Source organism: Brachybacterium phenoliresistens (assembly GCF_000576425.1).
GTDB lineage: Bacteria > Actinomycetota > Actinomycetes > Actinomycetales > Dermabacteraceae > Brachybacterium > Brachybacterium phenoliresistens.
Genome location: NZ_KK069988.1, coordinates 484,804 through 506,077, shown reverse-complemented (window position 1 = coordinate 506,077; position 21,274 = coordinate 484,804). Strand labels below are relative to the sequence as shown.

Annotated in this window: 17 protein-coding genes; 14 read left to right on the top strand and 3 right to left on the bottom strand. The window is 72.8% G+C overall.

Annotation, left to right across the window (positions count from 1 at the left end; all coding sequences use genetic code 11):
• The first annotated feature begins 32 nt into the window (after nt 1-32).
• Together BF93_RS02320 and BF93_RS02315 are read left to right on the top strand one after the other, a co-directional pair.
• Complete coding sequence (locus tag BF93_RS02320) at nt 33-668, top strand: ANTAR domain-containing response regulator (protein ID WP_232226154.1); 636 nt, start codon at nt 33-35, stop codon at nt 666-668.
• A gap of 27 nt (nt 669-695) precedes the next feature.
• Complete coding sequence (locus tag BF93_RS02315) at nt 696-2,084, top strand: ABC transporter substrate-binding protein (protein WP_051486418.1); 1,389 nt, start codon at nt 696-698, stop codon at nt 2,082-2,084.
• A gap of 4 nt (nt 2,085-2,088) precedes the next feature.
• On the opposite strand, the gene BF93_RS02310 is transcribed toward BF93_RS02315, so the two are convergent.
• Complete coding sequence (locus BF93_RS02310) at nt 2,089-2,544, bottom strand: PaaI family thioesterase (RefSeq protein WP_084148184.1); 456 nt, start codon at nt 2,542-2,544, stop codon at nt 2,089-2,091.
• Between the two features lie 51 nt (nt 2,545-2,595).
• On the opposite strand from BF93_RS02310, the gene polA reads away from it, so the two are divergent.
• The 8 genes from polA (at nt 2,596) to aroD (ending at nt 12,616) form a co-directional block, all read left to right on the top strand.
• The gene (gene polA / locus BF93_RS02305; protein WP_038370277.1) at nt 2,596-5,313 is read left to right on the top strand and encodes a DNA polymerase I; all 2,718 of its coding nucleotides are present in this window, start codon (nt 2,596-2,598) and stop codon (nt 5,311-5,313) included.
• 266 nt (nt 5,314-5,579) lie between these two features.
• Nucleotides 5,580-7,058: a 30S ribosomal protein S1 gene (rpsA, locus tag BF93_RS02300; RefSeq protein WP_038370276.1), complete on the top strand. Its 1,479-nt coding sequence runs from the start codon at nt 5,580-5,582 to the stop codon at nt 7,056-7,058.
• 136 nt (nt 7,059-7,194) lie between these two features.
• Nucleotides 7,195-8,025, top strand: a complete 831-nt coding sequence (locus BF93_RS02295) for an HAD-IIA family hydrolase (protein WP_038370275.1) — start codon at nt 7,195-7,197, stop codon at nt 8,023-8,025.
• Between the two features lie 176 nt (nt 8,026-8,201).
• Nucleotides 8,202-8,987, top strand: a complete 786-nt coding sequence (locus BF93_RS02290) for a hypothetical protein (RefSeq protein ID WP_038370274.1) — start codon at nt 8,202-8,204, stop codon at nt 8,985-8,987.
• A 26-nt stretch (nt 8,988-9,013) separates the two neighbouring features.
• A complete protein-coding gene (gene aroC, locus BF93_RS02285) occupies nt 9,014-10,246 on the top strand; it encodes a chorismate synthase (protein WP_038370273.1) in 1,233 nt (410 codons plus the stop codon).
• Nucleotides 10,243-10,797: a shikimate kinase gene (locus tag BF93_RS02280; protein WP_232226153.1), complete on the top strand. Its 555-nt coding sequence runs from the start codon at nt 10,243-10,245 to the stop codon at nt 10,795-10,797. The genes aroC and BF93_RS02280 overlap by 4 nt, the downstream gene beginning before the upstream one ends.
• Nucleotides 10,794-11,876, top strand: coding sequence for a 3-dehydroquinate synthase (aroB, locus tag BF93_RS02275; RefSeq protein ID WP_038370271.1), 1,083 nt, complete (start codon nt 10,794-10,796; stop codon nt 11,874-11,876). Before BF93_RS02280 ends, aroB begins: the two co-directional genes overlap by 4 nt.
• A complete protein-coding gene (gene aroD / locus BF93_RS02270; RefSeq protein WP_038370270.1) occupies nt 11,873-12,616 on the top strand; it encodes a type I 3-dehydroquinate dehydratase in 744 nt (247 codons plus the stop codon). Before aroB ends, aroD begins: the two co-directional genes overlap by 4 nt.
• Before the next feature lie 87 nt (nt 12,617-12,703).
• Here aroD and BF93_RS02265 read toward each other — a convergent pair whose 3' ends face one another.
• Nucleotides 12,704-13,531 carry a trimeric intracellular cation channel family protein gene (locus BF93_RS02265; RefSeq protein ID WP_051486417.1) on the bottom strand — a complete coding sequence of 276 codons (828 nt, stop codon included), beginning with the start codon at nt 13,529-13,531 and terminating at the stop codon, nt 12,704-12,706.
• Between the two features lie 41 nt (nt 13,532-13,572).
• Here BF93_RS02265 and coaE point away from each other — a divergent pair, with 41 nt between their 5' ends.
• The 3 genes from coaE (at nt 13,573) to uvrB (ending at nt 17,633) form a co-directional block, all read left to right on the top strand.
• Nucleotides 13,573-14,283: a dephospho-CoA kinase gene (coaE, locus tag BF93_RS02260; protein WP_084148183.1), complete on the top strand. Its 711-nt coding sequence runs from the start codon at nt 13,573-13,575 to the stop codon at nt 14,281-14,283.
• A complete protein-coding gene (locus BF93_RS02255; RefSeq protein ID WP_038370269.1) occupies nt 14,280-15,329 on the top strand; it encodes a nitronate monooxygenase in 1,050 nt (349 codons plus the stop codon). The genes coaE and BF93_RS02255 overlap by 4 nt, the downstream gene beginning before the upstream one ends.
• A 198-nt stretch (nt 15,330-15,527) precedes the next feature.
• Nucleotides 15,528-17,633 carry an excinuclease ABC subunit UvrB gene (gene uvrB, locus BF93_RS02250; RefSeq protein ID WP_038370268.1) on the top strand — a complete coding sequence of 702 codons (2,106 nt, stop codon included), beginning with the start codon at nt 15,528-15,530 and terminating at the stop codon, nt 17,631-17,633.
• 3 nt (nt 17,634-17,636) lie between these two features.
• On the opposite strand, the gene BF93_RS02245 is transcribed toward uvrB, so the two are convergent.
• Nucleotides 17,637-18,317 carry an MBL fold metallo-hydrolase gene (locus BF93_RS02245; protein ID WP_038370267.1) on the bottom strand — a complete coding sequence of 227 codons (681 nt, stop codon included), beginning with the start codon at nt 18,315-18,317 and terminating at the stop codon, nt 17,637-17,639.
• 86 nt (nt 18,318-18,403) lie between these two features.
• Here BF93_RS02245 and uvrA point away from each other — a divergent pair, with 86 nt between their 5' ends.
• Complete coding sequence (gene uvrA / locus BF93_RS02240) at nt 18,404-21,271, top strand: excinuclease ABC subunit UvrA (RefSeq protein WP_038370266.1); 2,868 nt, start codon at nt 18,404-18,406, stop codon at nt 21,269-21,271.
• Nucleotides 21,272-21,274 lie beyond the last annotated feature (3 nt).

The window sequence follows — 21,274 nt, the reverse complement described above, 5'->3', positions numbered from 1 at the left end:
GACAGGGAGCCATGCGAGACGGACAGGGTGCTATGAACGACGAATCTGTGAACGAGTCCACCACCGACGCCGCGGAGGCCGCCCCGCGCCGCCGCGCCGTCGTCGCGGAGGACGAGAGCCTCATCCGGATGGACATCGTCGAGACGCTCACGGAGGCCGGCTTCGAGGTCGTCGCCGCCGTCGGCGACGGCGCCGCCGCCATCGAGAAGACCCGTGAGCTGCGCCCGGACATCGTCGTGATGGACGTGAAGATGCCGCAGACCGACGGCATCACCGCCGCCGAGAAGATCGGCGAGGAGAACCTCGCCCCCGTGGTGATGCTCACCGCCTTCTCGCAGACCGAGCTCGTCGAGCGGGCCCGCGACGCCGGCGCGATGGCGTACGTCGTCAAGCCCTTCACCCCGGCGGACCTGCTGCCGGCGATCGAGATCGCCGTCTCCCGCCACGCGCAGATCCTGCAGCTCGAGGCGGACATCGCCGACCTGGGCGAGCGCTTCGAGACCCGCAAGCGCGTGGACCGCGCCAAGGGCCTGCTGCAGTCGAACATGGGCCTCAGCGAGCCGGAGGCGTTCCGCTGGATCCAGAAGACCTCCATGGACCGCCGCCTGACGATGCGCGAGGTCGCCGACGCGGTCGTCGACCAGCTCGGGGGAGCCGGCAAGGACTGACCCTGCCGAGAACCGCGCCGCGCTGACATGGCCCGCCCGATCTCCCCGACGCGGCGCCGCGTCCTGGCCTCCCTGTCCTCAGGGGTGCTCGGGGCCGGCGCCCTCGCGGCGTGCACGCCCGGAGGGCGGCGGGGCCGCGGGCGGAGCCGCGCGACGACCCCGCCGCCGACGGCCTCGGAGCGCACCGCGCCCACGACTCCGCTGATCCTGGGAAGCATCGGCTCGACCTTCGGCGCCCCCGGGCAGTTCGAGGGACAGATCTCGCTCGCGATCGAGGAGGCGGTGCGCCGCGTCAACGTCCTCGCCGGCGGCGTCTTCGCGCAGGACGTGGTCCTCGAGACGAGGGCGGTGGTCGAGGCCCCGGGGGCCGATGTGGCCTCGCAGGTCGAGGCCCTCGCCGCGGCCGGGGTGAGCGTGCTGATCTCCTCCCTCGAGGACTCCCAGCTGCTCGAGGCCATCCCCGCCGCCGTCGAGCACCAGATGCTGGTGCTGTGCCCGTGGTCCTCCTCCGCCGCCGTGCGCAAGGACGACGCCAGCAACGGCATGCTGTTCCGCCTCGCCCCCGACGACACGGCCCTGGCCTCCCTCTGGGTGAAGGCCGCGATGGAGAACGCGCCCGAGGGCACCGTCCCCGGCACCATCGCCTACGTCTCCCCGGACACCCTGCAGGGGCGCAGCCTGCTCGCCGAGCTGTCCGAGCAGGCCGCCCCTCTCGGCGGCACGATGGTCATGGAGACCTTCTACCCGGCCGACGAGGACCTCGACGTGCAGGCCCTCGCGGCGCAGATCGCCGGGGCGCCGCCGGCTCTGCTGGTCCTCAACGGCGGCGCCGAGTGCGGGCCGCTCGCCAGCGCCGTGCACCAGGCCACCCTGGATGCCGGCGGCCGGGCGCAGCAGGCGATCCCGATCCGCCTGGGGCCCAACGCCTCGGTCGACTACCGCGACGCGTCGCTGCCGCCGGAGTCGCTGGAGCAGGCCGAGGGGTTCGAGCCCGGCGGCCCCGTGGGCGTGGACGTCGGCGACGGGCTGACGTTCGAGGACATGATGCTCAACCTCGACACCTCCCTGCTGCGGCGCGGCTACGCCTACTCCCAGCAGGCCTTCGACGCGGTCCTCATCGCCTGCCTGGCGGCCCGCCATGCCCTGAGCGTCGAGGGGACCGCGATCGCCGGATCCGTGCCCGAGGTGCTCTCGGGCACGACCGAGTGCACCGACTACGGCGCCTGCGACCGGCTGCTGCAGGACGCCGAGGACCAGGGAGCCACCGGGTCGATCCGCTACACGGGCGCCTCCGGGCCCCTCGAGCTGGGCGGGAACCGGGACGTGCGCGCCGGTCAGCTGCGGCGCATCACCTGGTCCGCGGCGGCCGAGAGGATCGTCGAGCCCGACGCGATCTCCTTCGAGATCCCGGGATGAGCGCTCAGGCCGGGCGCGGGGCGAGCAGCATCGTGCTCACCGTGACGGTGGACAGCAGCGCCTCGTCCTCGTCGAGGACCTCCACGAGGTAAGTCGCGACCTGCCGTCCCAGATGCAGCGCCCGGGCGGTCGCGATGACCACGCCCGTGCGCGCGGAGCGATGGTGCACGGCGGAGACGCTGGTGCCCACCGCCTGGGCCCCCTCGCCGTGGACGGACCGGGCCTGCAGGATCGCCGCCATCGAGGCGACCGATTCCGCGAGGGCGATGGTCGCCCCGCCGTGCAGCAGGCCCGCAGGCTGCGTGTTCCCCGCCACGGGCATCGTCATGGTGCCGCCGCGCCGGTCGAGGTCCTGCACCTGCATCCCGGTGCGCTCCATGAGGGTGCCGACCATGGCCTCCCGCATCGCGGCGAGGACGGCGGGATCGGCAGAGGTCTCGGACCGGGCATGGGAGGGCATGGGAACAGCGTGCCATACCCGTGCGTCGGCGCGTCGTGGGAGACTTCCCCCATGAGTTCGAGCGAGCTGACCGGCCAGAGGATCCTCCTGATCGACGGACACGCGATGGCGTTCCGGGCGTTCTTCGCCCTGCCCGCGGACCGCTTCACCGACGGACGCGGCCAGTCCACCAACGCGGTGTACGGATTCACCCGCATGATGTTCAACGTGGTGGCCTCCGAGCAGCCCACCCATGTGGTGGTCGCCTTCGATCTCCCCGGCGGCACGTTCCGCGACCGGATCTACGAGCAGTACAAGGGCGGCCGCGACGCCACGCCCGAGGCCTTCCACGGCCAGATCGGGCTGATCCAGCAGGTGCTGGACGCCCTGGGCATCGTCTGGCTGACCGTCCCCGACTACGAGGCCGATGACATCATCGCCACCCTGGCCGCCCGCGCCGCCGCGCAGGAGGGCGAGGCGCTGATCGTCACCAGCGACCGCGACGCCATCCAGCTGGTCGACGAGCGTGTGACCCTGCTGCAGCCGGTCAAGGGCGTCACCGAGATGCGACGCATGGATCCCGCGGCCGTGATGGAGAAGTACCAGCTCGCCCCGGCGCGCTACCCGGACCTGGCCGCCCTGGTGGGGGAGAGCGCCGACAACCTGCCCGGTGTGCCCGGCGTCGGCCCCAAGACGGCGGCGAAGTGGATCCAGAAGTACGGCGACCTCGAGGGCGTGCTCGAGCACGCCGAGGAGATCGCCGGCAAGGCCGGACAGTCCCTGCGCGAGAACATCGACGGCGTGCGCCGCAACCGCCTCATGAACGCCGCGGTCACCGACCTCGAGCTCCCCGTTGATGCGTCGGCCTTCACCCTCGGCCGCGGCGACCGCACCGCCGCGCTCGCGGTCTTCGACGAGCTCGCCTTCGGCGACACGACGCGTCGCGACCTCCCGGACCTCTTCTTCCCCGAGGGCGCCGCGGCGCCGGAGCCCCTCGCGGGGCAGGAGGTCCCCGCGGATCTCCCGATCGCCGGGGCCGAGGATCTGCGGGCGCTGCTCGCGGCGGCCCCCTTCGAGCTGGCGCTGGATGTCGCCGACGACGTCCGCGGCGGGGCGCTGCTGGGCATCGCGACCACCGGACGCCGCGGCGTCCTGGCCCTCGAGCAGCTGGACCAGGACGCCTCGTCCGCCCTGGCCGAGGTGCTGGACTCCGCCGAACTCGTCCATGTCGCCGACGTCCCCGCCGTGCGCGTCTGGCTGCGCGCCCAGGGGTACGAGCTCACCGCCCCGGTGCGGGACCTGGCGCTGGAGGCCTTCGTGCTGCGGCCGGGCGCCCGCAGCTACGACGCCGAGAGCCTGGCGCACGACCTGCTCGGCACCGTCCTGGATCCGCGCCCGCGCAGGCCCACGCCGGCGACCCTGAAGAAGGAGACGGCGGAGGCACGCGCCGAGCACCTCGCCGTGGCCTCCGCCCGGCTCGCCGACTCCGCGGCCGCGCTGCTCCCGGTCGCCGCGCACCTGGATGCGGCGCAGGAGGAGGAGCCCTGGACGCGGCCGCTGCTCGAGCAGCTGGAGGTCCCGCTGCAGCGGGTGCTGGAGACCCTCCATGAGCGGGGCATCGCGATCGACCGGCCCACCCTGGACCAGCTCAAGGACGAGTTCGACGGCTTCGTCGCCCAGGCCCGCCGGGAGGCCGGGGCGATCGTGGGGGAGGAGGTCAACCTCGCGTCCCCCAAGCAGCTGCAGGCCGTGCTGTTCGAGACCCTGGCCCTGCCCAAGACCCGCAAGATCGCCTCGGGCTACTCGACCGATGCGGAGTCGCTGATCGACCTGCGGGACTCCCTGCCTCCGGAGTCCTCGGGCCATGCCTTCCTGTCCTGGCTGCTGCGGTTCCGCGAGATGAGCAAGCTCACCGGGTACGTGAGCGGGCTGGACGCGGCGACCGACGGCACCGGCCGCGTCCACACCACCTTCCAGCAGACCGCCGCCGCGACCGGCCGGCTGGCCTCGACGGAGCCGAACCTCCAGAACATCCCCGTGCGCACGGCGGAGGGGCGCCGGCTGCGCGGCGTCTTCGCCGCGGGCGACGGCTACGAGGCGCTGCTGACCGCCGACTACTCGCAGATCGAGATGCGCATCATGGCGCATCTGTCCGAGGACGCCGGCCTCATCGAGGCCTTCCGCTCGGGGGAGGACCTGCACCGCTTCGTCGCCTCCCGGGTGTTCTCCGTCGCCCCGGAGGACGTCGATGCGGCCATGCGCTCGAAGACGAAGGCCGTCAGCTACGGCCTGGCCTACGGCCTGAGCGCCTTCGGCCTCGCCCGTCAGCTGCGGATCAGCCAGGCCGAGGCGACCGCCCTGCGGGACGGGTACTTCGAGCGCTTCGGCGGCGTGCGCGACTACCTGCGCGCCAGCGTGGACCGTGCCCGGGAGACGGGCTACACCGAGACCATCCTCGGGCGCCGCCGCTACCTCCCCGACCTGCGCAGCGACAACCGCCAGCGCCGGGAGAACGCCGAGCGGGTCGCCCTGAACTCGCCGATCCAGGGCAGCGCGGCGGACATCATCAAGCTCGCCATGCTCGCGGTCGAGTCGCGGATGCGCGAGGCCGGGCTCGGCTCCCGCATGCTGCTGCAGGTGCACGACGAGCTCGTGGTCGAGGTCGCCCCGGGAGAGCTCGAGCAGGTCCGCGAGATCGTCGTGGACGGCATGGACGGCGCCTACGAGCTGTCCGTGCCGCTCGAGGTGGGGGTGGGCATCGGCCGCACCTGGCTCGACGCCGCGCACTGAGCGGGCCGAGCGCCGCGCCGTGCGCGGGGGCCGATGGGCATGCCCGCCGGGCCCCCGCGCGCCCGGCGGGTCCGCTCGGGGGCGCTGCGAGCGCATCCCGGGCGCGCACCGGGAGCACGCCCGGCGGCATGTGCGACGGGGCATGCGGAAAAGCCGTCGTCACCGAGACGCGGCCCTGCTATGCTTGAGTCCGTCTGTGCGCTGACCGCGCCCGGATGTTCGTCCCCGTTCCTACTCATTCCTGTTCCTACGGAGTTCCGACCTACATGACCGACACCACCGCCCCTCAGATCGCCATCAACGACATCGGCACGGCCGAAGATCTCATGGCCGCCATCGATTCGACCATCAAGTACTTCAACGATGGCGACATCGTCGAGGGCACCGTGGTGAAGGTCGATCGCGACGAGGTCCTGCTCGACATCGGCTACAAGACCGAAGGCGTCATCCCGTCCCGCGAGCTCTCCATCAAGCACGACGTCGACCCCTCCGAGGTCGTCGAGGTCGGCGACGAGGTCGAGGCCCTGGTCCTCCAGAAGGAGGACAAGGAGGGTCGCCTGATCCTGTCCAAGAAGCGCGCCCAGTACGAGCGCGCCTGGGGCACGATCGAGCAGATCAAGGAGGACGAGGGCGTCGTCACCGGTCACGTCATCGAGGTCGTCAAGGGCGGCCTGATCGTCGACATCGGCCTGCGCGGCTTCCTCCCCGCCTCCCTCGTCGAGATGCGCCGCGTCCGCGACCTGCAGCCGTACGTCGGCCAGGAGATCGAGGCCAAGATCATCGAGCTCGACAAGAACCGCAACAACGTGGTCCTCTCGCGTCGCGCCTACCTGGAGGAGACCCAGTCCGCGGTCCGCTCCGACTTCCTGCAGACCCTGCAGAAGGGCCAGGTCCGCGAGGGCGTCGTGTCCTCGATCGTCAACTTCGGCGCCTTCGTCGACCTGGGCGGCGTGGACGGCCTCGTGCACGTCTCCGAGCTGTCCTGGAAGCACATCGACCACCCCTCCGAGGTCGTCGAGGTCGGCACCAAGGTCAAGGTCGAGGTCCTGGACGTCGACATGGACCGCGAGCGCGTCTCCCTGTCGCTGAAGGCGACCCAGGAGGACCCGTGGCAGCTGTTCGCGCGCACCCACGCCATCGGCGAGGTCGTGCCCGGCAAGGTCACCAAGCTGGTCCCCTTCGGTGCGTTCGTCCGCGTCGAGGACGGCATCGAGGGCCTCGTGCACATCTCCGAGCTGGCCGTGCGCCACGTGGATCTGCCCGAGCAGGTCGTCACCGTCGACCAGGACGTCTTCGTCAAGGTCATCGACATCGATCTCGAGCGTCGCCGCATCTCGCTCTCGCTCAAGCAGGCCAACGAGGGCGTCGACCCCGAGGGCGACGACACCACCTTCGACCCGGCCCTCTACGGCATGGCCGCGGAGTACGACGCCAACGGCGAGTACAAGTACCCCGAGGGCTTCGACCCGGAGACCAACGAGTGGCTCGAGGGCTACGACGCGCAGCGCGAGGAGTGGGAGGCCCAGTACGCGGCCGCCTACGAGCGCTGGACCGCGCACAAGGCCCAGGTCGCCGAGGCGCTCAAGGCCGACGAGGAGTCCGCTTCCGGCGCCAGCACGCAGACCGAGTCCGCTGCTCCGGCCCCGGCCGCCCAGGCCTCCTACCAGTCGAGCTCCTCGGACGAGGGCACGCTCGCCTCGGACGAGGCCCTGGCCGCCCTGCGCGCCAAGCTCACCGGCAACTGATCGGACCGGAGGCCGGCCGCGCGCCGGCCTCCGCCTGATCGCCCGACGGGGCACCACCGCATCGGTGGTGCCCCGTCGTCGTCCGCGGCGGGCGAGCGCGGTGGCCCGCGCGGGGAACCTCGGGCAGACTGTCCTCATGACCACCACTTTCGATGACCGTCCTGTCAGCACCTGGCTCACCGACATGGACGGGGTGCTCGTCCATGAGCAGATGGCGCTGCCGGGGGCGGCGGAGTTCATCGCCGAGCTGCAGCGCTGCGGGCGCCGCTTCCTGGTCCTCACCAACAACTCGATCTTCACGCCTCGGGACCTGCGTGCCCGTCTCGCGCGCGCCGGGATCGACCTGGAGGAAAACGCGATCTGGACCAGCGCCCTGGCCACCGCGCAGTTCCTGTCCGAGCAGTCCCCGGGCGGCTCCGCGTACGTGATCGGAGAGGCCGGCCTGACCAGCGCCATGCACGAGGCCGGCTTCATCCTCTCGGACACCGACGTCGAGTTCGTGGTGCTGGGGGAGACGCGCACCTACTCCTTCGAGGCCATCACGCGGGCGATCCGCCTGATCGGCTCCGGGGCGAAGTTCATCGCGACGAACCCGGACGTGACCGGGCCCAGCCCGGAGGGGCCGCTGCCGGCCACCGGGGCGGTCGCGGCGATGATCACGGCCGCGACCGGCATCCAGCCCTACTACGTGGGCAAGCCCAACCCGCTCATGATGCGCACGGCGCTGAACCGCATCGAGGCCCACTCGGAGACCTCCGTGATGATCGGCGACCGGATGGACACCGACGTGAAGTCCGGCCTGGAGGCGGGCATGCGCTCGATCCTCGTGATGACGGGGTCGACGCGTCCGGAGGAGATCACCCGCTTCCCGTACCGGCCCTCGCTCGTGCTGGACGGCATCAAGGACGTGGTGCCGCTGATCGACGGTCTCACCCCCCTTCCCTCGGTCGAGCTCGACGAGGACTGAGAGGTCCCGGGGCGGCGGATGGTTGACGCCCACGCGTCCGCATGCCATGGTGTTGCTCGGTTGATGATTCGGTAAAGCCGTGGTCAAGTGTCCAGGTTCTTCGGGCCTGGCGGGCCACGGAGCATCGGCCGGAGGCGTTGCACGGCGCCTCGCACCGACAGCAAGGAAGTCCCCGCATGCCGTACCGCCCCCGTCGCACCGCCGTCGCGACCGTCGCCGCCCTGACCGCCCCGGTCCTGGCCGGCCTCGGGTTCGCCGCCGCCGCCTTCGCGACCGCCCCGGCGGTCCCCGCCCATCTGCCGACGGAGCCGTCCGCCGCGGAGACGACGGACTCCGCGCCCGCCCCCACCCAGCTCATCGCCGCCGGGCCGGGGGTCTTCACCCCGGAGCAGCGCGCCGGCAGCGACCGCACGGTGCCCCGCGACCTCGTCGAGGACCGCCTGGCCGAATGGGTCGCCCTGCCCGGCCAGGTCGACGACGCGTTCTGCACCGGCACCCTGTCCACGGAGAGGCCCGGGCAGTTCTCGACCTGCTCCATCACGGACGCGTCCGGGCAGAAGCAGACCTACTACGGCTACGTCGCCGAGAGCCTCGCCTACGGCTCCGACTTCCAGCTGTTCTACGCCGAGGGGGCGCCGCTGTCCGACGAGGCGACCGCCGTGCTCACCGACGAGGACGCCGCCGTGATCGTGTATCCCGTCTATGACGAGACCTCCGCGGTCAAGCCCCGCTCCCTGACCTCCCAGCGGGCGGTCTCCGCCGGCAACCGGATCCTGGAGCTCGCGGGCCAGCGGGATCTGCGGATCGTCTCGGTGCTGGACCGGGTGGACCTGACCTCGCCGGAGCCCGTCGAGGCCGTGGCCGAGGACCGGACCACCGGTGCGGTGCGCACCGTGCACCTGCTGCCGGTGGTGATGGAGGGGGAGAGCCCCGTCCTGGTGGTGAGCGTGGAGGCCGTCTGACCTCGTCCCATGAGAGAATCGCGCTCATGCTTCGATGGATCACCGGTGGGGAATCCCACGGCCAGTCCCTGATCGCCCTCCTCGACGGCGTCCCCGCCGGGATCGCCCTGACGACGGACGATCTCCGTGCCGTCCTGGCGCGCCGTCGCCTCGGCCACGGCCGCGGCACCCGGCAGAAGTTCGAGCAGGACGTCGTGCGCGTGCTCGGCGGCCTGCGCCACGGCGTGACCATGGGCTCGCCGATCGCGATCGAGATCGCCAACAGCGAGTGGCCCAAGTGGGAGAAGGTCATGTCCGCCGATCCCGTCGCCCGCGAGGACCTGATGGTCGACGCCGGCACCGGGGACGAGCGCGAGATCGCCCGCAACAAGCCCCTGACCCGCCCGCGCCCCGGCCATGCCGATCTCGCCGGCGTGCTCAAGTACGGCTTCGACGAGGTGCGCCCGGTCCTCGAGCGGGCCAGCGCCCGCGAGACCGCGGCGCGGGTCGCCGCCGGCAAGGTCGCGGCGGCGCTGCTCGAGCAGGCCGCCGGCATCCGCCTGGTCTCCCACACCCTCTCCGTCGGGCCGATCCGCGTCCCGGAGGACGCCCCGCTGCCCACCCCGGAGGACGGCGCCGTCCTCGACGCGGATCCGGTGCGCTGCTTCCACCCGGAGACCTCCGCGCGGATGGCCGCCGAGATCGACGCGTGCAAGAAGGACGGCGACACCCTGGGCGGGGTGGTCGAGGTCCTCGCCTACGGGATGCCCATCGGCCTGGGATCGCACACCCAGTGGGACCGGCGGCTGGACGGGAAGCTCGCCCAGGCGATCATGTCGATCCAGGCGATGAAGGGCGTGGAGATCGGCGACGGCTTCGCCACCGCCGCCCGGCGCGGCTCCGCGGCGCACGACGAGATCCTCGCCGGGGCGGACGCCGCCAGCACCCAGCGGGCGAGCAACCGCGCCGGCGGGCTCGAGGGCGGCATCTCCAACGGCCAGGTGATCCGGGTGCGCGGGGCGCTGAAGCCGATCTCCACCGTGCCGCGCGCCCTGCGCACCGTCGACATCGTCACCGGGGAGCAGGCCACCGCCAACCATCAGCGCTCGGACGTGTGCGCCGTCGCGCCCGCCGCGGTGATCGCCGAGGCCATGGTCGCGCTCACCCTGGCCGATGCCCTGCTCGAGAAGGCCGGAGGGGACAGCGTGGAGGAGATCCGCGCCCACCTGTCCGCGACCGGAGCGCTGCAGCGGGAGGGCAGGGAGGGCTCCGCCTCGTGAGCGGAGCGGACGCCGGCCCCTGCATCGTCCTCATCGGCCCGATGGCCGCGGGCAAGAGCAGCATCGGCCGCCGGCTGGCCTCGCTGCTCGAGGTGCCCTTCGCCGACCTCGACGACCTCGTCGTCGAGCGCGACGGCCGCGAGATCCCGGACATCTTCGCGGCCGACGGCGAGGAGTCCTTCCGCGCCCTCGAGGCCCGCGTGCTCACCGAGGCGCTGCGCACCCACCGGGGCGTCCTCAGCCTCGGCGGCGGGGCGCCGATGACCGCGTCGGTCCAGCCGCTGCTGCGGCAGGCGCCGGTGGCGCTGCTGGAGATCGGGCCCGAGACCGCCGCGCGGCGCATCGGCACCGGCACCGGCCGGCCGATGCTGCGCGGCGAGGACCCCCTGCAGCGCTGGACCCGCCTGGCCGAGGAGCGCACCCCCACCTACCGCGCGCTCGCCCGCTGGCGCATCGACGCCGATCGCGGATCGGTCACCGGCCTGGCCCGCCGCCTCGCCGACCTGATCCGCACCCCCGCCCCCACCTCCTCCGGGAAGGACCGCGCATGAGCACCACCGTCATCCCCGTCAGCACGCCCACCGGGAGCTACGACGTCCACGTGGGGCGCGGGATCCTCGCGCAGCTGCCGGAGCACGTCCCCTCCCGGGTGCGGCGCATCGTCGTGGTCCACCAGCCGAGCCTGCGGCAGGTCGCCGAGCAGCTGCGCGAGGCGCTGCTGGCCAGCGGCCGCGAGGCCTTCCTCGCCGAGGTCCCCGACGGGGAGGAGGCCAAGACCGCCCAGGTCGCCGGCTTCCTCTGGGGAGTGTGCGGGCAGGCCGAGATCGGCCGCACCGACCTGGTGATCGGCCTGGGCGGCGGCGCCGCGACCGATCTGGCCGGCTTCGTCGCCGCGACCTGGCTGCGCGGCGTGGACGTGCTGCAGGTCCCCACCACGGTCGCCGCCATGGTCGATGCCGCCGTCGGCGGGAAGACGGGGATCAACACCGCCGAGGGCAAGAACCTCGTCGGCTCCTTCCACCCGCCGATCGCCGTGGTCGAGGACCTCGACGTCCTGGCCGGGCTCGGCGCCCATGACGTCGCCGCGGGCCTCGCCGAGGTCGTCAAGGGCGGGTTCATCGCCGACGAGCGCATCCTCGAGATCGTCGAGGCCGATCCCTCCGCCGTGCTGGACGTGTCCAGCGAGGCCTTCCGCGAGGTCGTCGAGCGGAAGATCCGGGTGAAGGCGAAGGTCGTCTCCGCGGACCTCACCGAGCAGGGGGACCGCGAGATCCTCAACTACGGGCACACCCTGGCCCACGCGATCGAGCGCAACGAGCGCTACCAGTGGCGCCACGGCGCCGCGGTGAGCGTGGGGATGATGTTCGCCGCCGAGCTGTCCCATCTCGCCGGGAAGCTCTCCGAGCAGGACGTGAACCGCCACCGCGAGATCCTCACCTCCCTGGGGCTGCCCACCACCTACCGCGACCGCCAGTGGCCCAAGCTCGAGGACGCCATGCGCCGGGACAAGAAGACCCGCGCCGGCACGCTGCGGTTCATCGTGCTGGACCGGGTGGGCAAGGTCTCCCGCCTCGAAGGACCGGACCCCGCGCTGCTGCTGGCCGCGTACGACGCGGTCACCGAGGGATGATCCCGGCGGCGCCGCTGGACGGCAGCGGGCCGACGGCCGTGATCGTCCCGGTCACCGCGGCGGATCCGGCGCGGCTGGCGCAGGAGGTCCGGACGGCGGCCGATGCCGCCCCGGATCTCCTCGAGTGGCGGGCCGACCCGCTGCTCGCCGCCGGGCACGCCGGAGCGGTCGCCTCGCTCGCGCAGACGGTGCGGGAGGCCGCCGGGGACATCCCCCTGCTGGTCACGGTGCGCACGCGCGCCGAGGGCGGCGCGGCGGACCTGACCGGCGTTGCGACCACGACGCTGCACGAGCGGCTGCTGGCCACCGGGGCGGCGGACCTCCTGGACGTCGAGATGCTCACGGACCCGACGGCCGCCCGGGCCTCCCTCGAGGCCGCGCATCGGGCCGGCGTGCGGGTGGTGGGATCCCACCACCGCTTCGACGCGACCCCGGACGAGGACGAGATGGTCGCGGCGCTGCACCGCATCGCCACCGCGGGGGCCGATGTCGCCAAGCTCGCCGTCATGCCGCACAGCCCGCAGGACGTCCTCGCGCTGATGCGCGCGACGCTGCGCGCCCACGAGGAGCTGCCGGTCCCGGTGGTGACCATGAGCATGGGGCCGCTGGGGGCCCTCAGCCGCCTGTCCGGCCCGCTCACGGGCTCGGCGGCGACCTTCGCGACCGTCGGCGCGGCCTCCGCCCCGGGACAGCTGACCCTGGCGCAGGTCCGCGCGGCCCTGGCCGCCCTGGCCGGCTGACCTGATCCCGGACCCGGCGCGGTCTGTCCCGCGGACGGCTCCTGACGGCCCGGTCCGGGGCCCCCGCCTCCGCGGCGGGAGCGCCGCTCAGGCCGGGGAGCCGGGGGAGCGGGGGCTGGCGGCGGAGGCGGCGGAGCCGAGGTCCTCGGCGACCAGATGGCCGTCGGCCGCATCGGGCGGGAGCACGGGGATGGCGCCGGTCTCGCGGGCCACGCGGCGCCGCTCGCTGCGGCGCACGCGGCGCACCATCGTGCGCATCTGGCTCGCCGAGAGGGTGACCTGCCAGTCCTGATGGCTGGGCAGGCCCCAGCTGCGCCACTGCGACAGGATCGCGAGGCTGGTCCCGAGCACCACGGCGACCAGGACCAGGGCGCCCGGCAGGTGCAGGGCCTGCACCAGGACGGCGCCGGTCGCGGTGACCAGGGCGCTGGTGGCGTACAGCGGCCCGCCCCCGAAGATCACCGGGATCCGCCCCACCAGGAGGTCGCGGATCGCGCCCCCGCCCACGGCGGAGACGATCCCCAGCAGGATCGCGGCCAGCACGTCCAGGCCTGCGGCGAGGGACTTCAGGGTGCCGGTGGCCGCCCACAGCCCCAGGGCCGTCGCATCCAGCCCCACCATGAGCCGGCGCCAGGCGGTGCCGTCCGCGGCGACCAGGAAGGAGAAGCCCGCGCCGGCGAGCGCGCACACCAGGTACCAGGGCCCGCCGAAGGCGGCCGGCACCCCCTGGTCCAGCATCACGTCGCGGAGGATCCCACCGCCGAGCCCGGAGACGATGCCGATGGCGGCGAAGCCGACCGGATCGAAGCGCAGCCCCCGCGCGATCGAGCCGCCGGTGATGCCCATGACGACCACGCCCACCAGGTCCAAGGCGCGCAGGAGGTCGTTGGAGGCGAGCAGCTGCACAGGGGTCACAGCAGGCCACGATAGGCGAGCCCATGCCTAGACTGACAGGTATGGAACGCTCCGTGACGGGATCCACCCTCGTGCGCATCGGACTCACCGGCGGCATCGGTGCGGGCAAGTCCACCGTCGCGGAGATCTGGCGCGAGGAGGGGGTCCGGGTGATCGACCTCGACGCCCATTCCCGGGCCGTGCTGGACCGGCCCGGGGAGGGCCTGGAGGAGGCGATCGCCCGGTTCGGGGAGCAGTACCGCAGCGATGCCGGCACCGCCGACCGGGAGGCGCTGGCCCGCCTGGTGTTCTCCGATGCCGCGGCCCGCGCCGACCTGGAGCGGATCGTCCTGTCCCGCGTGGACGCCGCGATCGCGGACGAGGAGGCGGCGGCCGTCGCGGCGGGGGAGCGGATGGTCGTCCACGACAGCCCGCTGCTGCTGGAGAAGGGCCACGACGACGGACGGTACCGGTGCGTGGTCGCGGTGATCGCCCCGCGCGAGCAGCGGCTGCGCCGCATCGAGGAGGGGCGGGGGCGGCCCCGCAGCTACACCGAGTCCGTGATGGGCGCCCAGGTCGGCGACCTCGAACGGATCCGCCGTGCCGATCGGCTGATCATGAACGGGCAGGGCCTGGAGGCCCTGCGCGCACGCTCCCTAACCCTGCTGGCCGCCCTGCGCGCCGAGCTCGGCGCCGCGGCCTCCCCGCCGCCCGCCCGGCCTGCGGCGCCGACCGCGGCCGTCCGCGAGACCGCCGCCGGGCAGTCCCGATGAGCGCGAGCGCCGTCCTGGACGCCCTGCGCCTGCCCCTCGTGGGAGCGCCGATGGCCGGGGGTCCCAGCACCCCGGGCCTGGCCGCCGCCGTCACCGAGGCCGGGGGACTGGGGAGCCTGGCCGCGGGATACCGCACCGCGGCGGAGGTGCGCGCGCAGATCGCGGCCGCCCGGGAGCTGACCGGCGGCCCGCTGAGCGTGAACGTCTTCATGGCCGAGACCCATCGTCCCGATCCCGCCGCGCTGGCGCGCTACGGAGAGGTCCTCGCCCCGTGGGCGCGGGAGGTCGGCCGGCCGGCGCCGCGGCCCGTCGTGGTCGACCCGGAGGTCGAGGCGCGCGAGGTCGAGGAGGTCCTCTCCGCGGCGCTGGACGCCCCCGGGCGCGGGATCGACCTGCTGACCACGACCTTCGGTCCGCCCTCGCCGGCGCAGGCCCGGCGGGTGCATGCCGCCGGCGTCGAGCTCGGCGTCACGGTGACCAGCGCCGCCGATGCCCGCAGCGTGCTCGCGCTCGCGCCGGAGGTGCTCGTCGTCCAGGGCCCCGAGGCCGGGGGCCACCGCAGCACCTTCCGCGCGGACGCCCCGCCGCCGCAGCTCCCGCTGCCCGGGCTGCTCGCCGAGGTCCGTGCCCTCGTGGGCTCCGCGGCCGATGCCCCGTCGCTGGTGGCCGCCGGCGGCGTCGCCTCGCGCACGCACGTGCGGGAGCTGCTCGCCCTCGGGGCCGACGCGGTGCAGATCGGGACGCTGCTGCTGGCGGCGGAGGAGGCCGGCACCCGGCCCGCGCATCGGCGCGCCCTGGGCGGCGACGCCCCCACCGTGGTCACGCGGGTGTACAGCGGGCGGCCGGCGCGGGCGATCCGCAGCCGCACCATCGACGAGCTGGGGCCCCACGAGATCACGGCCTATCCCCATGTCCATCGCATGACCGCGCCGCTGCGCGCCGCCGCGGGGGAGGACGCCGGGCGGCTGAACCTGTGGGCCGGCACCGGCCACGCCGCGGCCCGCCCGGGCACCGCCGCGGAGATCATCGGCCGCCTGGCTCCCTGACCCCGCGCGATCCCTGACCCCGCGCGATCCCCGACGCTGCGCGATCCCCGACGCTGCGCGGCCCCTGACGCTGCGCGGTCCTGGACCCCGCGCGATCCCCGGCCCGGCGCGCCGCTCCCCGCGCGATCCGGGCGCCGGACCCTGCGTGCCGCGCCACAGAGGTCACCTCCTGTCCGCCTCGGGTCGTAGGCTCGTCCCATGCGTCCCGTCACCGATCTCGTCCGCTCCGTCAACCCCTTCGAGGTCGTCTCCCCGTACCAGCCCTCGGGGGACCAGCCCCAGGCCATCGCCGAGCTCGCCCGCCGCATCGAGGCCGGGGAGCAGGACGTCGTCCTGCTCGGGGCGACCGGCACCGGCAAGAGCGCGACGACGGCCTGGCTCATCGAGAAGCTGCAGCGCCCCACCCTGGTGATGGCCCACAACAAGACGCTCGCCGCGCAGCTCGCGAGCGAGTTCCGCGAGCTGCTGCCGAACAACGCGGTCGAGTACTTCGTCTCGTACTACGACTACTACCAGCCGGAGGCGTACGTCCCGCAGTCGGACACGTACATCGAGAAGGACTCCAGCATCAACGCCGAGGTCGAGCGCCTGCGCCACAGCGCCACCAACTCGCTGCTGACCCGCCGCGACACCGTCGTGGTCAGCTCCGTCTCGTGCATCTACGGCCTGGGCACCCCGCAGGAGTACGTGGACCGCATGGTGCGCCTGGCCGTGGGCCAGCAGATCGATCTCGACGAGCTGCTGCACCGCTTCGTGGACATGCAGTACGACCGCAACGACGTCTCCTTCGAGCGGGGCACCTTCCGGGTGCGCGGCGACACCGTCGAGATCATCCCCATGTACGAGGAGCTCGCGATCCGCATCGAGTTCTTCGGCGACGAGATCGACGCGCTGTACACCCTGCACCCCGTGAGCGGCGAGGTGATCCGCAAGGAGGAGCAGATCCACGTGTTCCCGGCCTCCCACTACGTGGCCGGGCCCGAGCGCCTCTCCCGGGCGATCGAGTCGATCGAGGTCGAGCTCGCCGAGCGGCTCGAGGAGCTCGAGGGGCAGAACAAGCTGCTCGAGGCGCAGCGGCTGCGGATGCGCACCACCCACGACCTGGAGATGCTGCGCCAGACGGGCAGCACCAACGGCGTGGAGAACTACTCGCGCCACCTGGACGGGCGCGGACCGGGCACCGCCCCCAACACCCTCATGGACTACTTCCCCGAGGACTTCCTGCTGGTCATCGACGAGTCCCACGTGACCATCCCGCAGATCGGCGCCATGTACGAGGGGGACCGCTCGCGCAAGCGCACCCTGGTCGACTTCGGCTTCCGCCTGCCCAGCGCCCTGGACAACCGCCCCCTGACGTTCGACGAGTTCGTCCGGCGCACGGGGCAGACCGTCTACCTCTCGGCCACCCCGGCGGCCTACGAGCTGGAGCGCTCGCACGGCGCGGTGGAGCAGATCATCCGCCCGACGGGGCTGGTGGACCCGCGGGTGATCGTCAAGCCCGTCAAGGGGCAGATCGACGACCTGCGCGCCGAGATCGAGAAGCGGGTCGCGGCCGATGAGCGCGTGCTGGTCACCACCCTGACCAAGCGCATGGCCGAGGACCTCACCGACTACCTGCTCGAGAACGGGGTGCGGGTGCAGTACCTGCACTCCGACGTCGACACCCTGCGCCGTGTGGAGCTGCTGCGCCAGCTGCGCCTGGGGGAGTTCGACGTGCTGGTGGGCATCAACCTGCTGCGCGAGGGCCTGGACCTGCCGGAGGTGTCGCTGGTGGCGATCCTCGACGCGGACAAGGAGGGCTTCCTGCGCTCGCGCACCTCGCTGATCCAGACCATCGGCCGTGCCGCCCGCAACGTCTCCGGCGAGGTGCACATGTACGCCGACCGGGTCACCGACTCGATGCAGCAGGCGATCGACGAGACCAACCGGCGCCGCGAGAAGCAGATCGCCTACAACGAGGAGCACGGCATCGACCCGACGCCGCTGCGCAAGCGGATCGCGGACGTCACCGACATGCTGGCCCGTGAGGACATCGACACCGAGACCCTGATGTCGACCGACTACCGCTCGGGGAAGGACCGGGTCGCCCGGGACCGCGCCCGCTCGCAGGCGGTCGACGCCGTCTCGGCCCGCAGCGTCGACCTGGGCGACGACCCGGTCGGCTCGCTCACCGGCATGATCGACGAGATCACCGCCCAGATGCACCAGGCGGCGGAGACGCTCCAGTTCGAGGTCGCCGCGCGCCTGCGCGACGAGGTCACCGAGCTCAAGAAGGAGCTGCGGCGCATCCAGCGCAGCTCCTGAGGATCACCAGCCCCGCTCGGCCCATTCGTCCAGGTGCGGGCGCTCGGCGCCGAGGGTGGTGTCGTCGCCGTGCCCGGGGTAGACCCAGGTCCCGTCGCCCAGGCGGTCGAAGATGCGCTCGCGCACGTCGCCCAGGAGGAGCCGGAACCGCTCCGGGTCGCTCTGCGTGGCCCCGACCCCGCCGGGGAAGAGCGTGTCCCCCGTGAAGAGATGGTCGCCCTCGGCGCCCCCGCGCCACAGCAGGGCGACCGAGCCCGGCGTGTGCCCCCGCAGCACGATCACCTCGAGGTCGTGCACCCCGACGCGGATCGTGTCCCCCTGGCGCAGCGGCTCCGCGGTGGCCACGGGGATCCCGTCCATGTCCTCGGCGCCGGCGGCCGTGACCGCGCCGGTCGCCGCCTCGACCTGGGCGAGAGCGCCCCAGTGGTCGTGGTGCTGGTGGGTGGTCACGATGGTGTCCAGGCGGGAGGTGGGGGATCCCTCGCGCACCAGCTGCAGCAGGCGCGGGGCATCGGCGGCCGCATCGATCAGCAGCTGCGCCCCGGAGACCCGGCAGCTGAGCAGGTAGGCGTTGTTGTCCATCGGCCCGACGGCGGCCTTGCGGATGATCAGGGTGGACAGCACGCGCATGGCGGCGGGTCCCCCGACCTCGACGTGCGGGGTGTACGAGTCCTGGGAGGTCATGCCCCGAGCATATTCGCGGACAGGATGTGTCCGCTCGGACACCCCCGGCCCGACCACGTGTCGGATCCGGCCACTACGATGGACCGGTGAGCGATTCGCTGGTTGTCCGTGGTGCCCGGGAGCACAATCTGAAGGATGTCGACATCGAGATCCCCCGGGATCGTCTGGTGGTGTTCTCGGGGCTCTCCGGATCGGGGAAGAGCTCCCTGGCCTTCGACACCATCTTCGCCGAGGGCCAGCGGCGCTACGTCGAGTCGCTGTCCTCCTACGCCCGCCAGTTCCTGGGGCAGATGGACAAGCCGCAGGTCGATCACATCGAGGGGCTCTCCCCGGCGGTGTCCATCGACCAGAAGTCGACCAACCGCAACCCGCGCTCGACGGTCGGCACGATCACCGAGATCTACGACTACCTGCGCCTGCTGTTCTCCCGCACCGGTGTGCAGCACTGCCCCGTCTGCGGCGAGGTGGTCACCGCCACCAGCGCCGAGCAGATCGTGGACATCCTCCTCGAGCTCGAGCCGGGCACGCGCTTCCAGCTGCTGGCCCCGGTGCTGCGCGGCCGCAAGGGCGAGCACGCCGACCTGCTGTCCTCCCTGCGCACCCAGGGCTATGCCCGGGCCCGCATCGACGGGCGCCTGCGGCGCCTGGACGAGGACATCACCCTGGACCGCAAGCTCAAGCACTCGATCTCGGTGGTCGTGGACCGCCTGGCCGCCAAGCCCGACGCCCGCCGGCGCCTGACCGACTCCGTGGAGACCGCCCTGCGCCTGGCCGAGGGCCTGCTGGTGGTGGACTTCGTCGACCGCGACGAGGACGATCCGCAGCGGATGCGGCGCTTCTCCGAGGCGCGCGCCTGCCCCAACGGCCACGAGCTCACGATCGACGACATCGAGCCGCGCTCCTTCTCCTTCAACGCCCCCTACGGCGCCTGCCCGGAGTGCACGGGTCTGGGCCAGAAGCTCGAGGTCGACCCGGAGCTGGTCGTCCCGGACGAGGACCTGAGCCTCGCCGAGGGCGCCATCGCCCCCTGGACCATGGGCTCCAGCGACCACCACCAGGAGATGCTGGCGGGCCTGGCCGAGGAGCTCAAGTTCTCGATGGACACGCCGTGGAGGGCGCTGCCGCAGCGCGCCAAGGAGGCGCTGCTGCACGGCAACGACTTCGAGGTCCACGTGCGCTACCGCAACCGCTTCGGCCGCGAGCGCACGTACTCCACTGGCTTCGAGGGGGTCATGCACTTCCTCCAGCGCCGCCACTCCGACACCGAGTCGGACTGGGCCAAGGACAAGTACGAGCAGTTCATGCGCGAGGTGCCCTGCGCCGCATGCCACGGGGCGCGCCTGCGCCCGGAGATCCTCGCGGTCACCGTCGGCGGCCGGTCCATCGCCGAGGTGTGCGAGATGTCCATCCGCGAGGCCCAGCAGTTCATCGTGAACCTCAGCCAGAGCGAGCGGGACGCCGAGATCGCCGCGGAGATCCTCCGCGAGGTGCGCGCCCGCCTGGGCTTCCTGCTGGACGTCGGACTGGACTACCTCTCGCTCGCCCGCGCCGCCGGCACCCTCTCCGGCGGGGAGGCGCAGCGCATCCGCCTGGCCACCCAGATCGGCTCCGGCCTGGTGGGCGTGCTCTACGTCCTGGACGAGCCCTCCATCGGCCTGCACCAGCGGGACAACGAGCGGCTGATCGCCACGCTCACCCGGCTGCGGGACCTGGGCAACACGCTGATCGTCGTCGAGCACGACGAGGACACCCTCAACGCCGCCGACTGGGTCGTGGACATCGGCCCGCTGGCGGGGGAGTACGGCGGCCACGTCGTGCACTCCGGGAGCGTGGAGGCCCTCAAGCTCAACCCCGAGAGCCTGACCGGCAAGTACCTCAGCGGCGAGCTGTCCATCCCGGTGCCGCCGGTGCGCCGTCCCGTGGACCCGCAGCGGGTGCTGAAGGTCATCGGCCCGCGCGAGAACAACCTCCGCGGCACGGACGTGACCTTCCCGCTGGGCACCCTGACCGCCGTCACCGGCGTCTCGGGCTCGGGCAAGTCCACGCTCGTCAACGACATCCTGTTCTCGGTGCTCGCCAAGGAGCTCAACCGTGCCCGGGTGGTGCCCGGGCGCCACAAGCGCGTCACGGGGCTCGAGCACCTCGACAAGGTCGTGCACGTGGACCAGTCGCCCATCGGCCGCACCCCCCGCTCGAACCCGGCGACGTACACCGGGGTCTGGGACCGGGTGCGCACCCTGTTCGCCCAGACCTCCGAGGCGAAGATCCGCGGCTACCAGGCCGGCCGCTTCTCCTTCAACGTCAAGGGCGGGCGCTGCGAGGCGTGCTCGGGCGACGGCACCATCAAGATCGAGATGAACTTCCTGCCGGACGTCTACGTCCAGTGCGAGGTGTGCCACGGCAACCGCTACAACCGCGAGACGCTCGAGGTCCGCTTCAAGGGCCGCAACGTCGCCGAGGTGCTGAACATGCCGATCTCGGAGGCCGTGGAGTTCTTCGACGCCGTCCCGGCGATCCGCCGCCAGCTGCAGACCCTGGTCGACGTGGGCCTGGGCTACGTGCGCCTGGGCCAGAGCGCGACCACCCTCTCCGGCGGCGAGGCGCAGCGCGTGAAGCTCGCCTCCGAGCTGCACAAGCGCCACAACGGGCGCAGCGTGTACGTGCTCGACGAGCCCACCACCGGCCTGCACTTCGAGGACGTGCGCAAGCTCCTGGGCGTCCTCGACGGCCTGGTGGACAAGGGCAACACGGTCATCGTCATCGAGCACAACCTCGACGTCATCAAGAGCGCCGACTGGGTGATCGACCTCGGGCCCGAGGGCGGCGCCGGCGGCGGCCAGGTCGTCGCCACGGGCACGCCGGAGAAGGTCGCCCAGGTGGAGGCCTCCTACACGGGGCGCTTCCTGGCGCCCATGCTCGAGGGGACCGCGCGGACCGCCGTCGGAGCGCGCTGATCC

Coding starts and splice junctions, on each gene's coding strand:
- BF93_RS02320 (WP_232226154.1), top strand. CDS start 33: ATGAACGACGAATCTGTGAACGAGTCCACCACCGACGCCGCGGAGGCC.
- BF93_RS02315 (WP_051486418.1), top strand. CDS start 696: ATGGCCCGCCCGATCTCCCCGACGCGGCGCCGCGTCCTGGCCTCCCTG.
- BF93_RS02310 (WP_084148184.1), bottom strand. CDS start 2,544: ATGCCCTCCCATGCCCGGTCCGAGACCTCTGCCGATCCCGCCGTCCTC.
- polA (WP_038370277.1), top strand. CDS start 2,596: ATGAGTTCGAGCGAGCTGACCGGCCAGAGGATCCTCCTGATCGACGGA.
- rpsA (WP_038370276.1), top strand. CDS start 5,580: ATGACCGACACCACCGCCCCTCAGATCGCCATCAACGACATCGGCACG.
- BF93_RS02295 (WP_038370275.1), top strand. CDS start 7,195: ATGACCACCACTTTCGATGACCGTCCTGTCAGCACCTGGCTCACCGAC.
- BF93_RS02290 (WP_038370274.1), top strand. CDS start 8,202: ATGCCGTACCGCCCCCGTCGCACCGCCGTCGCGACCGTCGCCGCCCTG.
- aroC (WP_038370273.1), top strand. CDS start 9,014: ATGCTTCGATGGATCACCGGTGGGGAATCCCACGGCCAGTCCCTGATC.
- aroB (WP_038370271.1), top strand. CDS start 10,794: ATGAGCACCACCGTCATCCCCGTCAGCACGCCCACCGGGAGCTACGAC.
- aroD (WP_038370270.1), top strand. CDS start 11,873: ATGATCCCGGCGGCGCCGCTGGACGGCAGCGGGCCGACGGCCGTGATC.
- coaE (WP_084148183.1), top strand. CDS start 13,573: ATGGAACGCTCCGTGACGGGATCCACCCTCGTGCGCATCGGACTCACC.
- BF93_RS02255 (WP_038370269.1), top strand. CDS start 14,280: ATGAGCGCGAGCGCCGTCCTGGACGCCCTGCGCCTGCCCCTCGTGGGA.
- uvrB (WP_038370268.1), top strand. CDS start 15,528: ATGCGTCCCGTCACCGATCTCGTCCGCTCCGTCAACCCCTTCGAGGTC.
- BF93_RS02245 (WP_038370267.1), bottom strand. CDS start 18,317: ATGACCTCCCAGGACTCGTACACCCCGCACGTCGAGGTCGGGGGACCC.